Annotated in this window: 19 protein-coding genes and 4 pseudogenes; 7 read left to right on the forward strand and 16 right to left on the reverse strand. The window is 63.5% G+C overall.

What is annotated here, in order from left to right; all coding sequences use genetic code 11:
* Nucleotides 1–45: 45 nt before the first annotated feature.
* Genes KVY23_RS20720 through KVY23_RS20730 form a run of 3 tightly spaced genes read right to left on the reverse strand, consistent with a single transcriptional unit; the run spans nucleotide 46 to nucleotide 3,502 of the window.
* Nucleotides 46–801, reverse strand: coding sequence for an SDR family NAD(P)-dependent oxidoreductase (locus tag KVY23_RS20720; protein WP_230558055.1), 756 nt, complete (start codon nucleotides 799–801; stop codon nucleotides 46–48).
* Nucleotides 798–2,363, reverse strand: coding sequence for a long-chain fatty acid--CoA ligase (locus tag KVY23_RS20725; RefSeq protein WP_230558056.1), 1,566 nt, complete (start codon nucleotides 2,361–2,363; stop codon nucleotides 798–800). The genes KVY23_RS20720 and KVY23_RS20725 overlap by 4 nt, the downstream gene beginning before the upstream one ends.
* An 11-nt stretch (nucleotides 2,364–2,374) precedes the next feature.
* Nucleotides 2,375–3,502 (reverse strand): DUF5938 domain-containing protein, encoded by a 1,128-nt coding sequence (locus tag KVY23_RS20730; protein ID WP_230558057.1) that lies wholly within the window; start codon nucleotides 3,500–3,502, stop codon nucleotides 2,375–2,377.
* A gap of 226 nt (nucleotides 3,503–3,728) precedes the next feature.
* Between KVY23_RS20730 and KVY23_RS20735 the strand changes: the two genes are divergently transcribed.
* On the forward strand, nucleotides 3,729–4,352 hold the full coding sequence (locus KVY23_RS20735; RefSeq protein WP_230558058.1) for a TetR/AcrR family transcriptional regulator: 624 nt from the start codon (nucleotides 3,729–3,731) through the stop codon (nucleotides 4,350–4,352).
* A 71-nt stretch (nucleotides 4,353–4,423) separates the two neighbouring features.
* On the opposite strand, the gene KVY23_RS20740 is transcribed toward KVY23_RS20735, so the two are convergent.
* A complete protein-coding gene (locus KVY23_RS20740; RefSeq protein WP_230558059.1) occupies nucleotides 4,424–7,324 on the reverse strand; it encodes a BTAD domain-containing putative transcriptional regulator in 2,901 nt (966 codons plus the stop codon).
* 219 nt (nucleotides 7,325–7,543) lie between these two features.
* Between KVY23_RS20740 and KVY23_RS20745 the strand changes: the two genes are divergently transcribed.
* Entirely contained in the window at nucleotides 7,544–8,590 is a 1,047-nt protein-coding gene (locus KVY23_RS20745) for a trans-aconitate 2-methyltransferase (RefSeq protein ID WP_230558060.1), read from the forward strand.
* Between the two features lie 36 nt (nucleotides 8,591–8,626).
* A complete protein-coding gene (locus KVY23_RS20750; RefSeq protein ID WP_230558061.1) occupies nucleotides 8,627–9,052 on the forward strand; it encodes a hypothetical protein in 426 nt (141 codons plus the stop codon).
* Nucleotides 9,053–9,065: 13 nt separating this feature from the next.
* Here KVY23_RS20750 and KVY23_RS20755 read toward each other — a convergent pair whose 3' ends face one another.
* Together KVY23_RS20755 and KVY23_RS20760 are read right to left on the reverse strand one after the other, a co-directional pair.
* On the reverse strand, nucleotides 9,066–9,566 hold the full coding sequence (locus tag KVY23_RS20755) for a hypothetical protein (protein ID WP_206511796.1): 501 nt from the start codon (nucleotides 9,564–9,566) through the stop codon (nucleotides 9,066–9,068).
* Between the two features lie 96 nt (nucleotides 9,567–9,662).
* A complete protein-coding gene (locus KVY23_RS20760; RefSeq protein ID WP_230558062.1) occupies nucleotides 9,663–10,229 on the reverse strand; it encodes a dihydrofolate reductase family protein in 567 nt (188 codons plus the stop codon).
* A gap of 138 nt (nucleotides 10,230–10,367) precedes the next feature.
* Between KVY23_RS20760 and KVY23_RS20765 the strand changes: the two genes are divergently transcribed.
* Nucleotides 10,368–11,300: a LysR family transcriptional regulator gene (locus tag KVY23_RS20765; protein WP_230558063.1), complete on the forward strand. Its 933-nt coding sequence runs from the start codon at nucleotides 10,368–10,370 to the stop codon at nucleotides 11,298–11,300.
* A 24-nt stretch (nucleotides 11,301–11,324) separates the two neighbouring features.
* Here the strand turns inward: KVY23_RS20765 and KVY23_RS20770 are convergent, their stop codons facing one another.
* From KVY23_RS20770 to KVY23_RS20805, 8 genes and pseudogenes are all read right to left on the reverse strand, one after another.
* Nucleotides 11,325–12,314, reverse strand: a complete 990-nt coding sequence (locus KVY23_RS20770) for a cyclase family protein (protein ID WP_230558064.1) — start codon at nucleotides 12,312–12,314, stop codon at nucleotides 11,325–11,327.
* Complete coding sequence (locus KVY23_RS20775; protein ID WP_230558065.1) at nucleotides 12,311–13,024, reverse strand: SDR family NAD(P)-dependent oxidoreductase; 714 nt, start codon at nucleotides 13,022–13,024, stop codon at nucleotides 12,311–12,313. Before KVY23_RS20775 ends, KVY23_RS20770 begins: the two co-directional genes overlap by 4 nt.
* On the reverse strand, nucleotides 13,017–13,991 hold the full coding sequence (locus KVY23_RS20780) for a fumarylacetoacetate hydrolase family protein (RefSeq protein ID WP_230558066.1): 975 nt from the start codon (nucleotides 13,989–13,991) through the stop codon (nucleotides 13,017–13,019). Before KVY23_RS20780 ends, KVY23_RS20775 begins: the two co-directional genes overlap by 8 nt.
* Nucleotides 13,988–14,926 (reverse strand): VOC family protein, encoded by a 939-nt coding sequence (locus tag KVY23_RS20785; RefSeq protein ID WP_230558067.1) that lies wholly within the window; start codon nucleotides 14,924–14,926, stop codon nucleotides 13,988–13,990. The genes KVY23_RS20780 and KVY23_RS20785 overlap by 4 nt, the downstream gene beginning before the upstream one ends.
* Nucleotides 14,923–15,942 (reverse strand): amidohydrolase family protein, encoded by a 1,020-nt coding sequence (locus KVY23_RS20790; RefSeq protein ID WP_230558068.1) that lies wholly within the window; start codon nucleotides 15,940–15,942, stop codon nucleotides 14,923–14,925. The genes KVY23_RS20785 and KVY23_RS20790 overlap by 4 nt, the downstream gene beginning before the upstream one ends.
* A 155-nt stretch (nucleotides 15,943–16,097) precedes the next feature.
* Nucleotides 16,098–16,577, reverse strand: a pseudogene (locus KVY23_RS25170) (FAD-dependent monooxygenase); the annotation flags it as partial.
* A pseudogene (locus KVY23_RS20800) lies at nucleotides 16,568–17,062 on the reverse strand (FAD-dependent monooxygenase); the annotation flags it as partial. The pseudogenes KVY23_RS20800 and KVY23_RS25170, both read right to left, overlap by 10 nt.
* Nucleotides 17,059–18,045 (reverse strand): fumarylacetoacetate hydrolase family protein, encoded by a 987-nt coding sequence (locus tag KVY23_RS20805; protein ID WP_230558069.1) that lies wholly within the window; start codon nucleotides 18,043–18,045, stop codon nucleotides 17,059–17,061. The gene KVY23_RS20805 and the pseudogene KVY23_RS20800, both read right to left, overlap by 4 nt.
* Before the next feature lie 238 nt (nucleotides 18,046–18,283).
* Here KVY23_RS20805 and KVY23_RS20810 point away from each other — a divergent pair, with 238 nt between their 5' ends.
* Together KVY23_RS20810 and bla are read left to right on the forward strand one after the other, a co-directional pair.
* Nucleotides 18,284–19,468 carry an MFS transporter gene (locus tag KVY23_RS20810; protein WP_230558070.1) on the forward strand — a complete coding sequence of 395 codons (1,185 nt, stop codon included), beginning with the start codon at nucleotides 18,284–18,286 and terminating at the stop codon, nucleotides 19,466–19,468.
* A gap of 318 nt (nucleotides 19,469–19,786) precedes the next feature.
* Nucleotides 19,787–20,704 (forward strand): class A beta-lactamase, encoded by a 918-nt coding sequence (gene bla / locus KVY23_RS20815; protein WP_230558071.1) that lies wholly within the window; start codon nucleotides 19,787–19,789, stop codon nucleotides 20,702–20,704.
* Nucleotides 20,705–20,771: 67 nt separating this feature from the next.
* Here bla and KVY23_RS20820 read toward each other — a convergent pair whose 3' ends face one another.
* Nucleotides 20,772–21,197: an alpha/beta hydrolase gene (locus tag KVY23_RS20820; RefSeq protein WP_230558072.1), complete on the reverse strand. Its 426-nt coding sequence runs from the start codon at nucleotides 21,195–21,197 to the stop codon at nucleotides 20,772–20,774.
* Nucleotides 21,178–22,239, reverse strand: a pseudogene (locus tag KVY23_RS20825) (alpha/beta hydrolase family protein); the annotation flags it as partial. The gene KVY23_RS20820 and the pseudogene KVY23_RS20825, both read right to left, overlap by 20 nt.
* 121 nt (nucleotides 22,240–22,360) lie before the next feature.
* Here KVY23_RS20825 and KVY23_RS20830 point away from each other — a divergent pair.
* Nucleotides 22,361–22,639 (forward strand): annotated as a pseudogene (locus KVY23_RS20830) (IS1380 family transposase); the annotation flags it as partial.

Below are 22,639 nucleotides of genomic sequence, written 5' to 3' on the forward strand. Positions count from 1 at the left end.
CCATCGGACACTGGCGATTCGGGCACTGGGGAATCGGAAGGGGAGCTAGACGAGCGACGCCGAGAGCCCTCCGTCGAGAATGTAGTGGCTTCCCGTGATCCACGTTGCCCGGTCGGACGCGAGGAACAGGGTCACCTCCGCGATGTCCTCGGGTGTTCCCAATCGTCCCTGTTTGGCGGCGACGAGGTCACCGAACGGCATCTGTGTTGCGGCTTCGAAACCCGGGACCAGTCGATCGACCATGGCGGTGTCGGCGAAGCCCGGGCACACGGCGTTCACCCGCACCCCCGATGCACGCATCTCGATTGCCGCGACGCGCGTGAGCTGGATCAATGCAGCCTTTGTAGCGCAATAGGAACCGAGCAGCGGGCTACCACCGACGCCTGCGAGCGAGGCAATGTTGACGATATTGCCCTTCGACTCGACCAGCGCTCCGATCGCGGCCTTCATGACCAGGAACGGTCCGCGCACATTCACGGCATAGATCTTGTCGAAGCTCTCCGTCGACTGCTGCAGCAACGGCGACGAGATCTCGATTCCAGCGTTGTTCACCACGATGTCGAGCCCGCCCAGAACCTCCACAGCCTGTGCGACCGCGGCCTGGACTTGACCCTCGTCGGTGACATCGCAGTTGGCGATACCGGCCGCACCGATCTCCTCGGCGGCCTTCGCTGCCGCACCTTCATCGATGTCGCTGACGACGACGCGCGCACCACGCTCGATGAACATCTTGGATATGGCTTTTCCGATGCCGGCACCGGATCCGGTAACGAATACTCGCTTGCCCTCGAACTCGGTCATGGTGTGCTTCCCTTCGATGATGATGATGATGAGAGAGTCATGATGCTGCGCACTTCGGTCTTGAGAACCTTCCCGACTTTCGAACGGGGAAGATCGGTCCATATCTGAATCTGCTTGGGTGTCTTCATGCTTCCGATTCGGTTTCTCACGAAGGCGATCAGTTCCTCACCGGACGTCTCACGACCGGGACGAAGCAGAACTGCGGCGGTGACGCGTTCGCCCCACTTGTCGTCGGGCAACCCGACGACGGCACATTCCTTGACGGAGGGATGTGCCAACAGGGCCTGCTCCACCTCGGCCGAGTAGACGTTGAATCCGCCCGTGATGATCATGTCCTTCGCCCGGTCGACGACGTACAGATAACCTTCGTCGTCGAGATACCCGATGTCGCCGGTGTGGTGCCAACCGTGCGTACCCGCTTCGGCTGTGGCTTCGAGATTATCGTGGTACCCCTGCATCACCAAGGGTCCTCGGACGACGATCTCTCCGCGTTCGCAGCGATCGAGCAGCACACCCTCGTCGTTCATGATCGCCACCGTCGTGAGCGGTGTCGGCTTGCCGGCCGAGCTGAGTCGTTCGGTGGCGATGGAACCGTCGCTGTGGAAGTGGTCGGCCGGAGCGAGCGTGGCGATCATGTTGGGAGCCTCGGTCTGCCCGAAGAGCTGTCCGAGAACAGGGCCGATGCGCTTCAGCGCCTCTTCCAACCGAGTCGGTGACATCGGTGCAGCGCCGTACCAGAGGCACCGCAACGACGAGAGGTTCGTTCCGTCGAGATCCGGGTGATCGAGAATGCCGTAGATGACCGTCGGGGGAAGAAACGCGTGCGTGATGCCGTGCTGCTCGATGAGGGACAGGAACTTCCCGATGTCGGGTGCAGGCATAACGACCACATGTCCCCCGAGGCTGAGGATGGGAAAGGTCAGTACTCCCGCCGAGTGCGTGAGCGGCGCAAGTGCCAGATACTGCGGCCGGTCACCGAAGGGGTAGCTCATCAACGCCGAAGCCGTGGAGGTCAGCATGTTCTCCTCGGTCAGGCGCACGCCCTTCGGCCTTCCCGTGGTGCCACCGGTGCCGGCGATGATGCACAACCCGTCGGCCGGACGCCGATCGACGACCGAACCGGATCCGTGGTCGGCGAGCCACCGATCGTACGAGAGTGCGCCCGGCACCTCCCCGTCGAGGCATACGAGCCATTCCAGTTGCGGCAACTGGTCGCGGATGCGAGCAACCAGATCGGCAAAAGCACTCTGGAAGAACAGGAACCGGCAACCGAACAGCTCGAACAATTGACGGTTCTCGTCGGCCTCGTTGCGCGGGTTGATCGGACACCACACGGCGCCCGCTCGCGAAACTCCGAACACGCAGGTCAGCGCAAGCGGATCGTTGGCTGACAATACGGCAACACGATCGCCTGCGTCGATCCCGGTATGTTGCAGGGCACTGGCGATCGTCACCGTATCGTCGTACACCTGACCGTAGCTTCGGGTGGTCTCGCCGATGGTGAGACAGGGCGCGTCTCGGCCCAGTGAGACCCCTTTGTCGAGGTAGTCGGACAGCCGCATCGACCCTGTCCTCAACTGTGCGCGATGACGATGGGGTCGAGCACCAGTCCGAACGCGCGGAGCACGCCGAGCAGCTCCCTGTGGCCGAATGCCTGGCAGCTCGAGGCGAATCCGACCTTCTTCGGTAGCCCCTGCAGCAGGTGTGACGCCGCGTAGGCGTTGAGCAGCGCGGTCTGCTTGTAGTTGCAGTTGCCGTGGATCACGGTGTGAACCCGACCCAGCGGTCCTGACGCGTACACCGAATCGAGCGAGGTGTTGATGCGTGGATTCTCACGAGGAGGTGTCTCGCTTCGAACCGAGGCAGATACGGTGTCGATGATCTGATACTTCTCCGCGTCGGTCTTCCCTTCCATCTGAGCCAGTGCGGCAGAGATGATTTGGGGCACGGCCAGCATGAGCGGCTTGTTGATCACTCCGCCGTAGGCCTTGGCGTTCGCCACACGGGGATCGTTCTTGAACCACACCGGATGCGACGTTCCGCCCCACGGGAGGGCTAGACCGAGGTCGTGCTGGCCTGGCACCACGACCTGGAATACTCCCTCGTCGGCCGGCCACTCGACGTACTCGTTCTGCTCGAGATAGTAGGCCTTGGAGAACGCGGCATTGGTCAGGATGGTATTGGTCGAGGCGACGGTCGGATGCCCCTTCCAGAAGACCTCGATGTCGAGCGTATCCAGCCCGGGCGTCTCGAGGCAGATGTTCGCGGCGATTTCGCCGATACTGTACATCTGCGCCAAACCTGGTGTGAGTACCAGGTTTCGGGATGCGAATTCTGCGCCGTATTGTGTCTCGGCGTCGATCATCCAGTCCTGCTCGCCGGTGGTGTCGGTGTAGTGCGCACCGATCTCGATGCAGGCCTGGGCAACTTCGTGTCCGAAACGCGAGAACGGTCCGACCGTGTTGAGCACGATCTCGGCGCCGCGAAATGCCTCCACCAGAGACTCTTTGGTGTGCTCGACCTCGACGACATCGTATTCGACGGTGTCGATACCGGGGACCACGTCGAGAATGCCCTTGACTCGGCCTTCGTTGCGTCCAGCGGCCAGGAACGGGATGTTGAACTCCCGCAGGTATTCACAGATCAACCGGCCGGTGTATCCCGATGCCCCATATACGACGACGCGCTTGTCGGTTGGCATGACAGTCCTCTCGTGAACAGTCTGCCCGCACGGCAGACCGAGGTGGGTGGAATCGGCGCACCGGAGAGGGGATGACGTACATCCACTCTTCTAACGTGTGCTGCCGATCACACTATGGCAGAATTTGTACAAGCGTCAAGCGTTTTCTTGACGAGTGCCCAAAGTTCGAGCATCCGAGGTCGGGCTTACACTGACGTACTACCGAACGCGCGGGAAGGACACGAACATGACGCAGACTGCGGATCCGCGCGCCCGGATCGAAGAGCGTGCCCGCAACAAGTTCGAGTCCAAGCGGACCGAGCTGGCGGAGGCGACGCTGCACACGCTCGCAGAGCTCGGCTATGCACGCACCTCGCTTCGGGAGATCGCGCAGAATTCCGAGTATTCGCACGGCGTGCTGCACTATTACTTCACCGACAAGCGGGACCTCATCACCCATGCGGTTCGTCAGTACGAGGCCACCTGTGTTACTCGCTACGACGAGGTGGTCTCGAGCGCGATCGACGCCGGGCACCTGGTCACCGACTTCGAAGAGAAGTACTTTGCGACTCTTGTGGCCGACGCGGGGATACACCGGCTGTGGTACGACCTGCGCAATCAGGCCCTGTTCGACGGCTTGTTCCGCCGTGACGTGCTCGAGATCGAAGAACGCCGCGAGGACATGATCTGGCGGGTAGTCATTCGATACTGCGAACTACGCGGATCTACGCCGGCGCTGGACCGAGCGACGGCGTACATCCTTCTCGACGGCATCTTTCAACGTGCGCTGCTACACCACTTCGCCGGAAACACCGACCAGATCGACGCTGCTCGGGGGCAGCTCCGGGCTGCCTTCGCGATGCTCGACTGATCAAGAGAGCGCCTCGGATTCACATCGGCGGGCGGGCGGGCCGAGTTCGCATTTGCGCAGCCGACCGGCTACTAACGCCGCTGCTCGTGCAGCTCGGTCTGCACGATCTGTATGTCGATGGCCCTCCTGGCATTTTCGAGCAATTCCGTCCGATCGGTGACGAGCAGGGCCGGCGACGATGCTGGACTCGGACCGTAGGCCGGTGCATCCGGGGCTTGGTCCGCGGCCGCATGGAGAAGCGCCGCGCACTCCTGGTCGCCCAAGGTGTTCAACAGGTCGGCGAGATTGCGGAGAGCTGCCCACAGATGAGTCCAATTGCCGGTGCGCGCGAAGTAGTCGATCACCTCGCGGTATCCGAGCAACGCTTCATGAATCCGGCCCGACGTCGACCGCACCGTCAGCAATCCGACGGTGGCCACGCCCACCAGAAAGGTGGCGCCGCACATTCGGGCCAAGTCGATCGCACGCAGGTAATGCTCTTCGGCCGGTAGCGGATTCCCAGCATAGTTCTCGATCTCGCCTGCCACGTACGAGTGCCACGACGCCATCGTGGGCCAGGTGGCACCCGTTCGGCCCTTCTTGTTCAGGTGCCGAGCCTCGTCTAGACCACCGGAGTAGAGGACCGCCAGCGCTGCGATCCCGAACGGTTCAGCGAGGCGGGGAGTGATCGTTGTGGCGCGCAGGCTGTAGCTGATCGCGTCGGCGTATTCACCGCGGGCCAGCGCGGTCACCGACAGGGTCAACAGACAATGACATGTCTGTTCGGCGTCGGATGCACGTTCCATCCCCATCTTCGAGAGTTGTTCGGCGCGTTGATAGTCCCCCCGGTGATAGACCGCTTCCGCGGCCGCGGCGTAGGCGACCGAGGCGCTGGGATGGTTGGCGAGGTCGGTATCGTCGACGAGTTCATCGGCCCACGAGCGGATTTCGATGAGGTCACGGTATTCGATCGCATCGAACAGCGAAGTGACGATCGTGACTGCAGTGTCCAGTGATCCTCGATCCCGTGCCAGCCGCCAGGCGGCGCGCAGATTCGGCAATTCGCGGCGCAGGGCCGCGTCGGCCACGTGCTCGTGCTCGGTGGTCAGCCCAGCGCCGATTGCCGATGCCCGTCGGGTTGCCCATCGCAGTAACAGTTTCTCCGCGAGTTCGGACTCACCTTCACTCGCCGACCGATCGAACCCGAAAGCCCGGACCGTCTCCAGGATCCGATACCGGGTGCCGCCTTCGATGTCGACCGCCGATGCATTGTCCTCCGATACGTTGTCCTCCGATACGTTGTCGAATTCGACGTCGATCATCGATGCATCGACCAAGTGCGCGAGTGCTGCGCCGGAGTCGCCGGGCATGCCCAGGTCCGCTGCAAGCCGTTCGGTATCGGCCAGGTCGATGCCGTCGGGGAACACCGTGAGGAACCGGAACAGCCGTTGTTCATGGGGATCGAGCAGCTCGTACGACCAGTCGATGGTGGATCGCAGCGTTCGATGTCGAAGGTCGGCTGTCGGTCGGCCATCACCCAGCAGATCGAGCGCGCGGTCCAGCCGTTCATGGAGATCGGTCAACGAGAATGTGGACAACCGGCCGGCAGCGAGTTCTATTGCCAACGGCAGGCCGTCCAAGCGACGCACGATCTCCCCGATCGTGCGTATTTGCGACGGTGTCGGCACCAATTCGGGTCGAATGCGGCGCGCGCGGTCGATGAACAGTTCGACTGCTGGTGCTCTCGACCATTCCTGTTCGCCATCGACCGAAGGATCGAACGTCAAAGGGGCCAACCGCCAGGTGCATTCGGCTGCCAGGCCCAAGGGTTCGCGGGAGGTGACGAGAACTGACAGGAGTGGGCAGGATTCGAGCAGGGCGGCAACCGTATCTCGCGCGGTGTCGAGGAGATGTTCGCAATTGTCGACCACCAAAAGACCAGGACGGCCGCCGAGCACGGCCGCACAGGCGCTCAGAACATCCCCGCGGACCACGTTGACATTCAGCGCAGCCGCGAGTGCGTGCGGAATTGCCGCGGGATCGGTGAGCGGCGCCAGCATCAACACCGTTGCATCGGGCGTATCGTTCGCCACCTCGAATGCAACTCGGGTCTTGCCCACGCCACCCGGTCCCGCGAGTGTGATCAGACGTTCCGATGCCATGAGTCGGCGCAGCGCCGTGACCTGGTCTGCGCGCCCGATCAACCTCGTTGCCGGTGACCTCGCTATCGCCGGTGTAGTCGGCCCTGCGGCTCCACCGGCGATCTCGCGCTCGAGCGTGCCGAGCGCAGGTGAAGGATCCAAACCCATCTCCTCGGCCAACCTCGCCCGAAATTCGCGACCGATCCGCAACGCCTCCGGTGCCTCACCGGTAGCCGCCAACGCGCGCATCGCCAACAGCACCGATGGCTCGCGCAACGGGTCGGCGACCAGTTGGGTAGTCGCCAGGGTGATGATCTGACGCGCTCGACCCGCGGCGACCGCACAATCGATGAGTGCGTCGGTCACCTCGCGCTGTAGGTTCCGGCACTCTTCGATCGCGGTGGCGATATCGGCGATATCGACCAGGTCGGTGAGCTGCGGGCCCCGCCACAGCGAATGCGCTCTCTCCAGCACGGCCAGCGCACCGATCGGATCCTGGCCTCGAAGGCTCCGTGCCTGGGCGAGCTGCGCCCGCGCCTCGGACGCATCGCACTCGTCGCCGCCGAGCTCGAGTCGGTATCCGTCGCCGCTGTTCTGCAACCGCATCGCCGCCGCCCCCAGGTGACGGCGCAACCGGGAGATGTGGGCCTGTAGGGCAGAGCGACCCGATGCCGGTGCTTCGGACGGCCACAAGGCGTCCACCAACCGGCCGACCGGAACCGTCTCGCCGCGAGCGAAGGCGAGTAGCGCGAGTACTGCCCGGCGCTTGGGTCCGGGCACGTCGACGGGAACCCCTCCGACAAGAAGCCGCAGCGGGCCCAGCACTTCGACCCGAACACCAACGTCAACCACTGCCACTCCTTCCGCCGGGCCGACTTCCTGCCACGTTCGTCCCGTTCGGGATCGCTGTCTCGGGATCACTGTCTCGGGATCACTGTCAGCGCCGTGTCCGCCGATGTCAGCGGCGTGACAGCGACTCGATCGACACTGTCCAGTGTGACCGGTTGTTCGCCGGTCCACCGCATGAATCACCGGAACATTCGCGGAACGAACTCACCAAGGAGAAGTCAGATGGACGAGAACAAAGTAGGGGAATTCATCGGTCAGGTGGTCACCGATCTGGGCGCTGCAGCCGCCGCCGGTTCGATTGTCATCGGCAGCCGGCTCGGCCTGTACAGCGCGCTCGCGAAGGGACCCGCCACACCCGAGGCGTTCGCCGACTACACCGGCTATGACCTGCGCTACCTCACCGAGTGGCTGCGCGGTCAGGCCGCCGGCGGCTACATCTCGTACGACCCGGCGACCGAGGCATTCTCGATGACCGAGGAGCAGGCGTTCTGCCTTGCCGACATGGCAGGGCCGAACGTATCGGCCGCCTTCGTAGGCGTGCTGGGTTACCTGCGCGCCGAGGACAAGATCACCGAGTCGTTCAGGACGGGCGCCGGTGTCGGCTGGCACGAGCACGACCACAATGTGTTCGTCGGGATCGACGCATTCTACCGACCCGGCTACGCCGCAGAACTCGTGCCGAACTGGATTCCCGCACTCGACGGTGTCGCAGCGAAACTGTCGGCTGGCGGGCGCGTCGCCGACGTCGGTTGCGGTCTCGGAACGACATCGGTGTTGCTGGCGCAGGCATACCCCAAGAGCACCGTCGTCGGGGTGGACTTTCACGGTGAGTCGATCGCACTTGCCCGCAAACAGGTCGACGACGCCGGGGTGGGCGATCGAGTGAACTTCGAAATCGCTACGGCACAGGATTTCTCGGGTAGTGACTACGATCTCGTGACCACCTTCGACGCCCTTCACGATATGGGTGATCCAGTCGGCGCTGCCCGCCGGATCCTCGAGTCACTGGACTCCGATGGCACATGGCTCCTGGTGGAACCGATCTCCGCCGAAAACGTCGAGGACACTTTCAACCCGGTTGGGCGTCTCTACTACAGCGCCTCGACATTCCTGTGCGTCCCGAACGCCCTGTCCCAAGCCGGCGGCTACGCTCTCGGCGCCCAGGCACCCGAATCGGCGATACGACAGGTAGTCACCGACGCCGGCTTCACCCGGTTTCGGCGCGCAGCGCAGACCGCTTTCAACAACGTCTACGAGGTTCGGCCCTGACGAACGGCCGGGCCACACATCACGAGAGGCAATGACATGGACATCCCGGTCCTCGCCGGCGGGGTAGCCACCGCGGTGTTCGCATGCAGCACACTGCCGATGTTGGCCAAGGCGTGGCGCACCAAAGACGTGGCGTCGTACAGTCCGGGCAATATCGCCCTGGCCAACATCGGCAACCTGATCTATTTGCTCTACGTGGTTCATCTGCCACTGGGCCCGGTGCTGGTCCTGCATCTGTTTCACACCATGACCACCGCGCTGATGCTGTTCTGGTACGTGCGCTACGTGGTCCTCGGCGGGGACCGGAGTGCCGGCTCGGGTCAGGCACCACCTCGACGGTCCGAGGTGATGTCTACCTCTCCAAGCTCGGGTGCTGGACCACTCCGCAGTGTGCCGGAGTGCAGTGTGCCGGAGTGCAGTGTGCCGGAGTGCAGTGTGCCGGAGTGCAGCGTGCCGGAGTAGGGACTCGCCGACGTCATGTGCGGTCTTTTTTGGCTTGCCTCCGTTTGCCTGCCGCGATCGTCGAGGCCTCGTACTTCTTTCGGCCGGGCGATTTCCGGGTGGCGTCGACGCGGGACTTGCCCGCCGAGACGACCTTGCCCTCGCCGGCGCCGCCTTCGCCGGGCGACGGCGAAGACTTGCGTGCGCGACTGAGACGTTCAGCCTTCAGTTCACGGGCGGTGTCTTTCGATACGGCGGCCAACCGACGACTCACTCTGCTCAGTGCAACCTCGAAGGCTTCCGCTTTGGCTGCGTTGCGCGAGTTCGCTGCCTTGCCGGCGCCGCGAGCACCTTTGGCGCCCACCTTGGCAGCGCCTGCGCGACGGTAGAGCTTGACGTACTTGTTGCGGCCTCGTCGAATGCGGGCGTGCAGATCGATCAAGTCATCCTCGGAGAGACCGGACATCTCCGATTTCTTGGTTTCCCGAATCAATACGTACTCGTCCTCGGACAGGGAGTTGAGGAGTTTCTTCATGCCGATTCCAATCCATACGTGGCCCTCGAGCGTAACTCGCGCAGATGAGACACGGACTGGTTTCGAGCGACGAGATCGGCCCGACAGCCGGTCCGATCAGTCGCGCTTCGCCTCGTAGCGCAGCAGGACGGTGCCGCCCGGGAAGTTCCGGTTCTCCAACAGTCGCAGCGACATCCATGACGGCAGCGACGGAAAGAATGGTGTACCGCCGCCCACGGCGATGGGCGAGATCACCATCCGGAACTCGTCCACCAGTCCGGCCTGCACGATCGGTGCGGCCAGCGTCGCGCCGGCCACCTCCAGCGTGCCCTCTGTTTCGGCTTTCAGCTTTGTTACCACCTCGACCGGGTCGCCGCGTTCCAGTCGGGAGTTTCCGTCGACGGACTCCAAGGTGCGCGAGAACACGACCTTCGGCATCTCACGCCAAATACGCGCGAAATCGACCACCATAGGAGTGGCGTCCGGGTCTTGGTCGGCGGTCTGCCAGTACGCGGACATCAGTTCGTAGAGCCGCCGCCCGTAGAACGACAAGGCGGTGTCCCGCTCGAAGTCGTTCCAGTACTGGTGCAGTTCCTCGCTCGGATCAGACCAGTCGATGTTGCCTCGAGCGTCCGCGATGTACCCGTCCACCGATACGTTGAAGCCATACATGAGTTTGCCCATACAGATCAGACTGCACCGGAGGGCAAAACTCATCGCGACAAGCCACCGATCCAATGCCACATCATCGAATCCTCAGGCGACCGAGAAACGATGCAACGACCTTCTCTTCCAGCTTCGCTGTCGGACTATGCTCGGACGGTGCGAAAGGTCAGCAGCGTCGCGAACCTCGATCTCAACTTGCTGGTGTCACTCGATGCCCTCCTGCAGCACAAGAGCGTGACCAAAGCCGCTCAGCAACTGGGCTTGAGTCAACCCGCACTCTCAGCCGCGTTGGCTCGACTTCGACGGCACTTCAACGACGATCTGCTCTACCGGGTCGGAAACGAATACCACTTCACCCCGCTGGCTGCCGAACTTCGTCAGCGCACTGGTTTGGCTCTCGACGGCGTCGAGCGAGTCTTCTCGGCGCAGCCGAAGTTCGACCCTGCGGAATCAGCACGCGAATTCTGCGTTGTCGTGAGCGATTACGGGATCACCGTACTCGGCGACACCCTAGCCAGGTTGTTCACCGAGGCAGCGCCCCGCGCCCGTCTCCGCTTTCGTCCGACGAGCCCAGACTTGGTTGCACGTGCCGAACAAACACTCGTGGGTACGGATTTGATGCTCGTGCCGCACGGGTTCGTGACAGATCTTCCGCACAAGGATCTCTATCGCGATCGATGGATCATGGTCGTCTCGTCCGACAACGAGGACATCGGCGCCGAGATGACCGTCGAAGACTTGAAGTCATCGCCGTGGGTCGTGGTGTACCACGGCCATTCGGCCGCCACCCCGGCAGATCGTCAGCTGCGCATGCTCGGCATCGAGCCACACGTACAGGTAGTAACCGAGAACTTTCTCACGGTCCCGGGCCTTGTCTCCGGCAGCAATCGCATTGCCCTCCTGCAGGAGCAGCTGGTTCGACTTCTCCCCCTGAACTCCGGCCTGCGTACCATTGCGTGCCCGGTGGAAGTCAGCGAACTGGTCGAGGCTATGTGGTGGCACCCGGTTTACGACCGAGATTCCGAGCACACCTTCCTCCGTGAACTCGTGATCCGGGCAGCAGAATTGGCGACCGCGGAGCTTCGGTGATCCACCGGCTGAGCTCGAGTTCGGCTATTTCACCGCGATCGGATTGACGGGAGCACCCACTGCACCTGTCACGGGAATCGGCGCGGCGGTCAAGAAGAACTCGTACACTCCGTCGGTCGCACAGTCCTCGGCCAGCGCATCGAGGTCCCACATCTCACCGAGGAACAACCCGATGTTGGGGATCGCTACCTGATGAAGCGGCTGAAACGCGACATCGAATTCATTCGGCCGCACTTCGAAGCCCCACGTATCGGCCGCGATCGCGGCAATCTCGCTGTCGTGCAACCAATCCGCGGTGGTGAACGACAGCCCGGGAGCCGCTCCCCCGGCGTAGTCGCCCCACCCGTCGCGACGGGTGCGAGCAAGCTGCCCGGTACGCACCAATACGATGTCGCCGCGCCGAACCTCCGATGTCGGCCCCTGGGCCGCAATCGTCGCGTTCAGATGCTCGGCTGTGATCGCGTAGCCATCCGGCAGCTCGCCGTCGTCACCACAACATCTACCGACGTCGAGCAGCACACCTCGACCGACGATCCCATTGGCAACGGTTTCGATTCCGGTGACACCGTCACCCAAGCTGGTGACCACGGACGCGGCTGGGCGACCGTTCCAGGCGATACCGTGATCGAATATGTGACCCAGCCCGTCCCACTGCGTCGAACATTGCAGCGGCATGGCCACCACATCGTCGGCACCCCCGAGCCCGTGAGGGAAACCTTGAATGCCTGCGGCAGCATCGGTGCCGGTGTCGAGCATCGTGTGCACGGGATTGGTGCGCCGGCGCCATCCCTTCTGCGGGCCGTCCATGTCGAAGCTCTGCGACAGCGAGAACGACGAACCACGTCGTACGAGCGAACCTGCTGCGGCCCGCAGATCGTCGGTGAGATAGTTCATCGTCCCCCGTACGTCGTCCTCGCCCCACTTCCCCCAATTGCGGTTCCGTTCGGCAGATTTCGCGATCTCTCCCTCGGGGTCGGTGCGGTCGAGAATCCTGGGCGTATCGGTACTGGTCATGCAGAATCCTCTCGAAGCGCATCGGACACGGACTTGACGCCGCCATGCGACCCGGCACCGCCGTCGACGGGTATTTCGGCACCGGCGACGAACGAGGCGTCGGGGCCTATCAAGAACGCCACGACCGCGGCCACCTCCTCCGGCCGACCGGTTCGGCCCAGCGGTGTCTCGGCGACCGAGGCCGACCTGAACGCGGAGGGCGCTCCTCGCGTCATGGAGGTGTCGATGAAACCTGGATGCACGATGTTGACGCGAATGCCGCGCGCGCCCCACTCGACCGCAGCGGCCTTGGTGAGCCCACGTAGAGACCACTTGCTTGCTGTGTACGCCACCGGATAGTGCCCGGTGGTCGCCGCGAGGGAACCGACGTTGACGATCGATCCACCGGCCCGCATCCGCTGCGCGACCGCTTGCATCCCCACCAGAGGACCGATGACGTTGACCGAGTGCAGCCGAGTCATGTCCTCGGCACTGACGTCGTCGACTCTTGCACGCCACGTGATTCCCGCACAGTTCACCAGGCCGTCGATGGGACCGTCGATTCGGCCGACGAGCTCGTCCCAATGCGTGCGCAACCTGACGTCGAACCCGGTCTCGAGATCGACACCGTGCACGACGGCGCCGAGGTGCCGCAGCCGATCAGCCACAGCGGCTCCGATGCCGCCCGCGGCGCCAGTGACGATGACAGCTTTGCCCGACAGATCAGACACCCACGTGCTCCTGTCGGACACCTGCGTGATCGACGACACGAGCCGCCGGTATCTCCGACGCGGGGCGCGATCGCCCCACGGTGTTGATCAAGGTCCCGATCCCCTCGACGGTCATGGTCACCACGTCACCTGCCTGCAGCGGGGGCGGTGTCTGTTCTCCGCGCCGGCCCCACAGTTCGGCTAGACAACCCCCGTTGCCGACAGTCCCACTGCCGAGGACATCTCCCGGATGTACCCAGGAGTCACGGGAGGCATACGCGACGAGTGCGTCGAAGGTCCACCCCATGTTCGCGAGCGAATCCTGCCCTATGCGTTGACCATTGACATCAACCGTGCACGTGATGTGCAGAAATCCCTCCGCGTCACGGTGGTCGTGGATTTCGTCGGCGGTCACGATCCACGGTCCCAACGTGTTGGCGAAGTCCTTGCCTTTCGCCGGTCCGAGACCGACCTGCATCTCTCGTCGCTGAATGTCTCGCGCCGACCAGTCGTTGAGGATCGTGTATCCGAATATGTGGCTGTGTGCCTGGTCCATCTCCACGTTCGATCCCGACTTGCCGATCACCGCGGCAACCTCCAATTCGAAGTCGAGTGCCGTACACGCCGCGGGCGGTGCGATCACTGCGCCATGACCGCTGACGGTGTACGGGTTGGTGAAGTAGAACCGCGGAGCTTCGTACCAGGCTTCCGCAACGCCCTGCACGCCGTCCACGCTGCGGCGAACACCCTCGACGTGTTCTTCGAATGCGACGAAATCCCGCATCGTCGACGGTTGCAGTGGAGCCAGCAGGGTCACCGCGGTCAGATCGATCGACGGCCGTGCGCGTGCTGCGGCGCCGATGTCGAGCGCGCGGGAAAGACCACCGCTCAGCAGAGACTGCATCGACTCGTCCAGGGGATGAACCCGACCGTCGTCGACCACACCGCACGACACATCTCCGTCGTAGACGTAGGTCGCGAATTTCATACCGGCGGCGCCACGAACAGGCCCTTGTCGGGATCGTTGAACGACTTCTTCGCGACGAACTCGTCCATCGCGTTCGCGGTCCCCCACTGATCCGACACTTCCGGCTGGGAGAAGTCGAGCAGATGCGGATGCCAGGTGTCCTCGTCGAGGACCTCGAGTTCGGTGGTGTATTCCATCGTGTTGCCGTTGGGGTCGAGGAAGTAGGAGAACGTGTTGTTCCCTGCCTGGTGACGCCCCGGGCCCCAGATCTTCTCGACGCCGGCACGCAGCATTCGACCGGTGCCGCGCATGTATTCGTCGATGCCGCGAAGTTCGAACGACGCATGGTGCAACGACACGTGTGGTCCCCGTGCGACGGCCATGCTGTGGTGCTGCGCATTGGTCCTCAGGAACCACATCATCTCGCCCATGCGGGGGTGTGTGAGCGTATCCGAGAGTTTGAATCCGAACCATTTGTCGTAGAACGCCACTGTCACTTCGGGATTCGGAGAGTTCAGCACCACGTGCGAGAGCTTGACCGGGATCGATTCACCTTCTTCGACCTTGCGATGTTGCCGCACAGCCACATCCGCGGACACCTCGATGGTACGGCCGTCGACATCGAAGAACCGAAATCCGTAGCCTCCGCCCATCGTCTGCAGGGTGCTCGGCTCCCCCACCAATTGCACACCGCCTACAGCGAGACGCTCGGCCAGGCTGTCGACACTTGCAGCATCGGCCATTCCATAGGACACCAGGTCGAGGCGCTTGTCGGAGTCCTTGCGAATGCGCACGACGTACTGTTCGGGCGAGCCCTCGGCCGCGAGATACGTGAGGTCTCCGTCGGTTCCGACGTTGGTCAAACCCCATTGTCGGGTGTAGAAGTCGAGTTGCTGTTGGTAGTCGGGTACAGCGAAATCGACATGGCGGAGATGGGTGAAAGCGTAGTTGCTCATGATTGGACTCCTGATGATGCGGTCGACAGACCAAGCCGGAAGGCGTTGTCGCCGAGTATGGAACGAGTGGCAGCTTCGGTCAGGCCCGCGGCGCGAACCTGGGACACGGGATCGGTAGTGCCCATGTCGAACGGATAGTCCGACCCCAGAACGACGGACTCCGTTCCGACGGCGTCGACGAGTGCTCGTAGCGCACCCGCCCCATGCACGAGAGAATCGAACGTGATCCGCGGCAGGTAGCTACTGGGCCGGTCGGTGCACCGACGAGCCTCGGGGCGCACCTCCCACGCGTGGTCGGAACGGCCGATGTAGGTGGGCAGATAGCCACCCCCGTGCGCCGCGAGCACTCTCAAGGTGGGGTGACGATCGAGCACACCCGCGAAGATGATGTGCGATAGCGCGACAGCGTTCTCCACCGGCTGCCCGACCGTGTTCGAAAGATAGAAGCGATCGAGGCGCTCGTCGAGCGAGCACCCGAACGGATGCAGAAACACCACAGCTCCGAGCTCGGAAGCTCGCGCCCAGAACGGTTCGAGACGCGCGTCGGACAGCTCGACGCCCGGCGCGAACGAGGAAATCTCGACGCCCGCCAACCCGCAGGTGATCACTGCGTCGTCCAGGGCGGCAACTACGTCCTCGGGATGCTGCAGGGCGATCAGACCCAGTCCGACGAGTCGTGACGGCTCCTCGGCGACCAAGGCAGCGATGCCGCGGTTTGCGCTCGACGTGACCACCTGCGCGAGTTCACGATCCGCCCAGTAGTGGTAGTGCGACGGGGACGGTGAGACGACCTGAATGTCGATCCCCGCCGCGTCCATGTCGGCAAGGCGTCTGTCCACACCGATCAGCTGAGAAATGCGGGCTGCGACCATCTTTCCCGACACCTGCAGCGACTCGGCGCCGTTTCGTCGGGCATCGAGCGCGCGATGGGCGTCGAGTCCGGCGCGGCCTGCGACTGCTGCTTCGATCTCGGGGACGATGGCGTGCGCGTGGACGTCCACGATCGGGGCGTTCATGGTGCCTCGCTGACGAGAGCGGCGACGCGGCCCATCACACCGGGAACATCGGCGTCGGTGGCGTGTTCGAGCATCCACGTTCCGATCTGCACAGACGCTTCCACAACCGCTCGCGCCCGAGGGAGGCGACGATCGGTGAAGGCGTCTAGCAGGGCGTCGTCGATCGTATTCGCAGCCAGCACCATGGCCGCCAGCACAATGGCGTCCTCGAGTCCTTGCGCTCCGCCTTGGGCCACGGTGGGAGGGCAGCAATGTGCGGCATCGCCGATGAGGACGACCCGCCCGCGGTGCCACGGACCCTCCAGCACATGGGTTTCGAACCACGTGTAGTTGAGGCCTTCGGATCGTCGAGATGCTGTTTGATGTCGTCCCAAGGACCGTGATAGCTCTCGGCCAGGCCCTGCATGACGCCGAGACGCTGCTCTGGTGTCAGGCAGGTGCGGTCCTGTGCTTCTTCGACGATGTAGGCGTAGAGCGAGTTCACGCCGGTGGGGCAATACCCGGCGATGTAGCCGGCTCCGCCGTAGTAGAGGTCGGTGCGGGTGACACTGTCCGGACGGGGTCCGACGAGTCGCCAGATCCCCATTCCGGTCGGACGCGGGGTCAGATCGATGCCGATGGCTGCGCGGGTCCACGACCTCACACCGTCGGCACCGATCACCAGGTCGTACCGCCCGGTCGTGTCGTCCGTGAACGTCACTGCGACGCTGGACTCGTCTTGCATCAAGGAGCTGGCCGTGACACCGAATCGCAGCTTGGCACCGGCGTTTTCGGCAGCCGCGTGGAGTATCGACGCCAGAATGGGTCGCTCCATTCCCATTCCCGAAGGAAGGTCGGGTCCGCCGGTACGAGCGTCGTCCATCGCGACCAGCAAGGTTCCGTCGGCGTCGGGTGCCCGTATTCCGATGGTGTCGAACCCGTACCCGTGCGCCGACACCTCCTCCCACACTCCCAGGTCTCGCAGAACCCGTAGCGCGTTGCCTTGCAGGGTGATTCCTGATCCCACGGCGTGACCGCCCGGCGTGATTTCGACGACGTCGACCGACGCGCCGCCTTTTGCCAGTGCGATCGCCGTTGCTGATCCCGCGATCCCTGCCCCGATGACGAGCACCGATGTCATGACGCGTCCACCACCGGAGTCTGCTGGTATCCGAGGCCCGTGATGGTCGAGGTCATCACGTCGCCGCCGCGTAGAAGCCTTCCCCAGTGCATTCCGTTGCCTGCGGGGCTGCCCGTCAGAATGAGATCGCCCGGCAACAACTGCACCGTCTGGGACACAGCGGCGACCAGCGCGGCGACACCGAACAACATGTCCTTGGTCGACTCGTCCTGCATTGCCTTGCCGTCGAGTTCGAGTGTCAGACGCATCTCGGACAACTCGCCTGCGTCTTCCTTCGGCACGATCCACGGTCCGAGGGGCAGAAAGCCAGGCGCATTCTTTGCTCGCAGCCAGTCGGTGCCGATTTCGGGCATATCTCGTCGGAACACCAGTTCGCGCGTGGTCAGGTCGTTGGCGATGGTGTAGCCGGCAATTGCGTCGAGCGCCTCGTCCTCGGATAGTTGGTACGCGCGTCGTCCGACGACTGCGACCAGCTCGAGTTCCCAGTCGTTGTTGTGTGTGCCGGCCGGGAGGGTGACGGTGTCGTACGGTCCGGTGACTGCAGAGGGCAGGCCGACGAAGAAGTACGGATCACCCTCTGCCGCACGTTTGTCCATCATATCGGCAGCATCGGCGCGAACCTGTGCTCCGGTGCGTCCGTTCGAGATGTCTGCGTGCTTGACCGCTAGATCAATGACGTGTGTGCGGTAGTTGGCACCCGCTTGCAAGATCTGACGCGGCTCGATCGGCGCCGACACGTTGGCGTCCGCCACCGCGGTCCACTCGCCGTCGGTGGACTCGGCCACAGATCGCAGGACCGGCAGAAGTCGATCCCAGTCATCGAGAATCGCCCGCGTACTGACGGGAGAAGTCATTTCCAGACGGTCGACGACGGAATCGAGATTGAGTAGGGCACCGGCGGCCAGAACAACCGCATGCGGTCCATCTGCCAGTGTGGCCGTGCCGAGCGCGAAGGCCGGGAGGGGCCGAGTGTTGGTATCCACAGGAGGCTGACTTTCGTTCGACGTGGGTGTGATGGCAACCACTGTTCCGCGACGCCAACGCATCAGTCAAAGAAACAATTACGATATCCGCTATCAATACAATTGATGCGCTAGGCATAAATCAGCCTTATGAAGAGTGTCAGCAATAACGATTTCCGTGATCCGCCCAGTTGGCTCAGACTGAGCGGCGAAACGTGATCCACCTCACTCACATCCCCTGATTTTCCGGAGGCTCCGCATGACCCAACTCGGTTCCCTACCTGGCATTCAAGAGAAGACTCCACGTCGCAGACACGGCATTCTGCTGGTGTCGATGAGCTGCCTACCGGTGCTCGGCGCGGTACTTCTCGCCCCGATTCAACCTCAAATGCTCGACGCCTTCGCCGACACTCCGGGCGTGAAAGCGCTGGTCCCACTCACCATCACGGCACCGGCCTTGATGATCGGTCTCCTCGCGTTCGGGGCGGGACGAGTAATCGACGCGGTGGGCCGCATCCGGTTGCTGACCGTCGCTCTGGTCATGTACTCGCTGTTCGGAGTCGCGCCGTTCTTTCTCGACTCGCTCCCCCTGATCGTCGCTTCCCGCCTCGGCGTCGGCATCGCTGAGGCCGCCATCATGACGTGCTGCACAACCTTGATCGCCGACTACTACTCCGGCAGACAACGCGCCCAATACTTCGGTCTGCAAGTGGTGTTCACCAGCGTGTCGGCGGTGGTCTTCATCGGCCTCGGTGGCGCGTTGGCGCAGGACAATTGGCGAACGCCGTTCTGGCTCTACACCGTCGGCATCGTGTTCGCCGTCATCGCGCCAATCATGTTGCGGCAGCCACATTCGGTGACCAAGATCAAGGACCACGCTGTCTCGATCCACTGGCGGCCGCTCCTGCTGCCATTGGCAGTCACCCTGTTCGGCGGAGCTGTCTTCTACGCGCCGATCGTCCAAATCCCGATCAAGCTGGACTCCGTCGGAGTGGACAATCCGGGCGCGATCGGCGCCGTGAGTGCAATCGTCGCCATTGCCACCGCAATTGCCGCGCTGACATTCGGCCGGGTGGCGGAGGCCGGGCCGAAGCGATTGCTGCCCATCGCCTTCAGCACGGCAGGCCTCGGACTGGCATTCTTCGGTCTGGCCTCGACTCCACTGACGGTTGCGGTGGGTGGAGTAATCGCGTCCGCCGGATGCGGACTGTTGCTCCCCACCCTGCTCCTGTGGGTTGTCAGCGACCTCGAATTTGCCCAACGCGCCCGCGGAACTGGGGCTTGGACCGCAGCTACGTTCTCCGGTCAATTCCTCAGCCCACTACTCGTTCTCGCACTCGGAGGTTTGCCGATTGCGCTAGTCGCGATAGGAGCGGCGTCGGTGATTCTCGCGGCTGCGCTTCCTCGGCTCGGCGACTTCACAGCTCAGCCTGCGCCCGCATAGTCGGCACAGATCGGTCTGTCTACAGAACGACCGACTGCCGCGAGATTCTCGTGCCGTTCTCGAGCGGACAGGATCTCGACGGTGGTCCGGCGTGGTGCGAGATTGGTTACCACATTCCGATTCGCGGTCCATTCCACACCGTGCCCTCGGGGCAAGGTCAAGCCCATTCTCGGTGCGGCAGTCGATTCCCCCGGGAGCCCGATATCGGAAGTTGCCCAACAGGTATCGTCCGAACCACTACATCGAGGAGCGAGCGCTGTTGCGCCGCCAACGATGTCGCAACCGATATCGAGCCTCCGGAGAGGAACCGTCCCTGACATGCACTCCCTGCTCCGTCTCATCACAGCTGTCGCCGCGGCCGCACTGACGCTCACCGCCTGCACCGAACCGGCCACCGACCGAGCCTCCAGTTCCGCGCCGTCGACTGACTACGAAGAGCGGGCTGCGCCCGAGCACATCGCGGCCGACATCCGGAGCATCGAGGAGCGGTTCGACGCGAGAGTCGGAGTCAGCCTGCTGGACACCGAGACTGGCCAGACGATCAGCTACCGCGGATCGGAACGGTTTGGCTTCGCATCGACACTCAAGGTGTTCGCGGTGGCAGAGTTCCTGCGCCGAACATCGGCCGACGAACGAGACGAAATTGTTCGCTGGACCGAGTTCGATATCGATCGAGCCGGATACTCGCCGGTGACCACCGAGGCACTCGACACCGGGCTTACGGCGGCCGAGCTCGCCGAAGCGGCCGTCCGAGACAGCGACAACACGGCGACGAATCTCATTCTCGACCGTATAGGCGGCCCCTCAGGTCTCGACGCCGCCATGGAAGAGCTCGGTGACGACATCACGGAGGTGGTCGATATCGAACCAGATCTCAACACTGTCGCACCTGGCTCCACCGCCAACACGACGACCGCGGACGCGTTCACCGCAAGCCTGGCCGCTATTCGACGAGACGACTTTTCGACCGAGAGCGACCGTGCGATTTTGATCGACTGGATGAGCGGGAACGCCACGGGTGATCTTCTCTTGCGCGCGGGGGCGCCCGACGGCTGGGTCGTCGCCGACAAATCCGGTGGCGCCGGCCCGATTCGCAACGACATCGCCATCGTCACACCACCGGGGCGCTCACCGATCCTCGTCACAGTTCTGACGGAGAAGAACGATCCTTCAGCACCTTTCGACAATGCCGTCGTCAGTGATACCGCCGCAGCCGTGCTGGGGGCGCTCGAGTAGGCGGATATCTTGTCACCGCCAGCGACGACGGTCCTGTCAATTCGACAGCGAGGTTCGGTGGGCGCCCTCAGGGTGTCGAGGGGGCTGGGCAGGCGGTGTCGGGTTCGGGCATGGTGCCGTCGACGAGGTAGTCGGTGACGACTTGCTGGGCGCAGGGGTTGGTGCCGAGGGCGTACACACCGTGTCCGCTGCCGTCGACGGGCAGCAGTCGCGAGCGCTCACCGAACTTTTCGTTCAACAGTTCACCTCCGCGTAGCGGGGTAACCGGGTCGCGCCGGTGCTGCGCGATGAGGATGTTTGTCGGGCGGGAGTGGCGGGCCCTGGCTGAAGTTTCCTGCCTGCACCGGTGGCGAGCTGCTCCCCGTACGATGCCCAGCTCTGGCCTGCCATTTCGTACGAAATGGAGTTGTAGAGCGTGCCGAACGTCGCCAATCGGAAGGTTCGCCCGTCGACCCCGTCGACCGGGGTCACAACTACCCGACAATCCACGCACGTCCGCCCAGGTGTGCGGCGAGGAAGCGTTCGACTGCCTTGTAGAAGGTGATGTTGTTCTCCGGGTTGACGAATCCGTGCCCTTCGTCGTCGAAGACGAGGTAGTCGACGTCGACACCTCTGGATCAAAGTCTGTCGACGACGTTGTCGGATTCGGCTCGGGTGACGCGTGAGTCGTTGGCGCCCTGCGCGATCAGCAGGGGTGCACGTACGGCGTTGAGCTTCGATATCGGCGAGCGCGCCAGCATGTCCGCTTCGGCCGCCGGGTCGGACGGGTCGCCGACGTAGCGGTACCAGTTGTTGGCGAGTCTGGGACGCACGAAATCCGGCTGGGTGCGCATGAAGTTGGCGAGGTCGGAAATGCCGACGATGTCGATGGCGGCCGCGAACACGTCGGGGGTGAACGTCGCGCCGACGAGGGCGGCATACCCGCCGTAGGAACCTCCCATGATCGCCACTCGATCGCGGTCCGCATAACCCTGCGCGACGGCCCACTCGACGGCGTCGATCAGGTCGTCGTGCATCTTGCCAGCGAATTCGCCTACCGCAGCCGCAGTGTGAGATTTTCCGTAACCGGTGGATCCGCGGAAGTTCACCTGCAACACCGCGTATCCGCGGTTGGCCAGCATCTGTGCGATCGGGTCGAAGCTCCATGAATCTCGATACCACGGCCCGCCGTGCACCAGCAGGACCATCGGCAGACCCTCAGGCTCCGCACCTACGGGGAGCGTGAGGTACGACGGGAGGTCCAGCCCGTCGCGTGCGGTGATGGTCACCGGTGTCATCGGGGCCATGGCGTGGGGATCCAGGTGCGGGTATGGACGGAACAGTTGACGGCTCGCGCCGGTGGAATGGTCGTAGAAGTACGTGACGGACGGGTCTCGGTCGTGCACGAAGCTGACGACCCACTTCAGACCGCTGTCGTCGGCGGACAACTCACCGACATCACCGTCGGACAGTTGCTCCAGGTTCTTCAGTACTTCCGCGAAACTCGGATCGAGGGCGTGGATGACCTGACGCTCGCCGAGGTATCGCACGCCTAAGCCTGGTTGCACCGATTCGGTAGCGACCAAGCGCGGGTCGCAGACACGAAATGCCCTGTCGTAGTGGAAGAATGAGATTTCTCGAGGATCAAATTCGGCCACAACGAAGGGCATCTCGCAGATGCAACTCTCTCACACCCGACCCGTCACCGCCGCAGGGTTCGACGACCCCAATCTCGTGTCGACCGCCGGGCTCGTCCCGGTCATGGCCTTGGCGCAGGACAGCGGACTGCTGACCTTGGCCGACGAGCACCTGAGCGTGCCGACCGACAAGGGCGCCCACGCCGACCGCAAGATCGGATCGCTCGTGGCGGGCATGGTCGCCGGCGCCGACAGCATCGCCGACATGGCGCTGTTGCGGCACGGGGCGATGGGAACCGTCTTCGACCGCCCGTACGCA

This window comes from Rhodococcus sp. I2R (assembly GCF_020889545.1).
GTDB lineage: Bacteria > Actinomycetota > Actinomycetes > Mycobacteriales > Mycobacteriaceae > Rhodococcoides.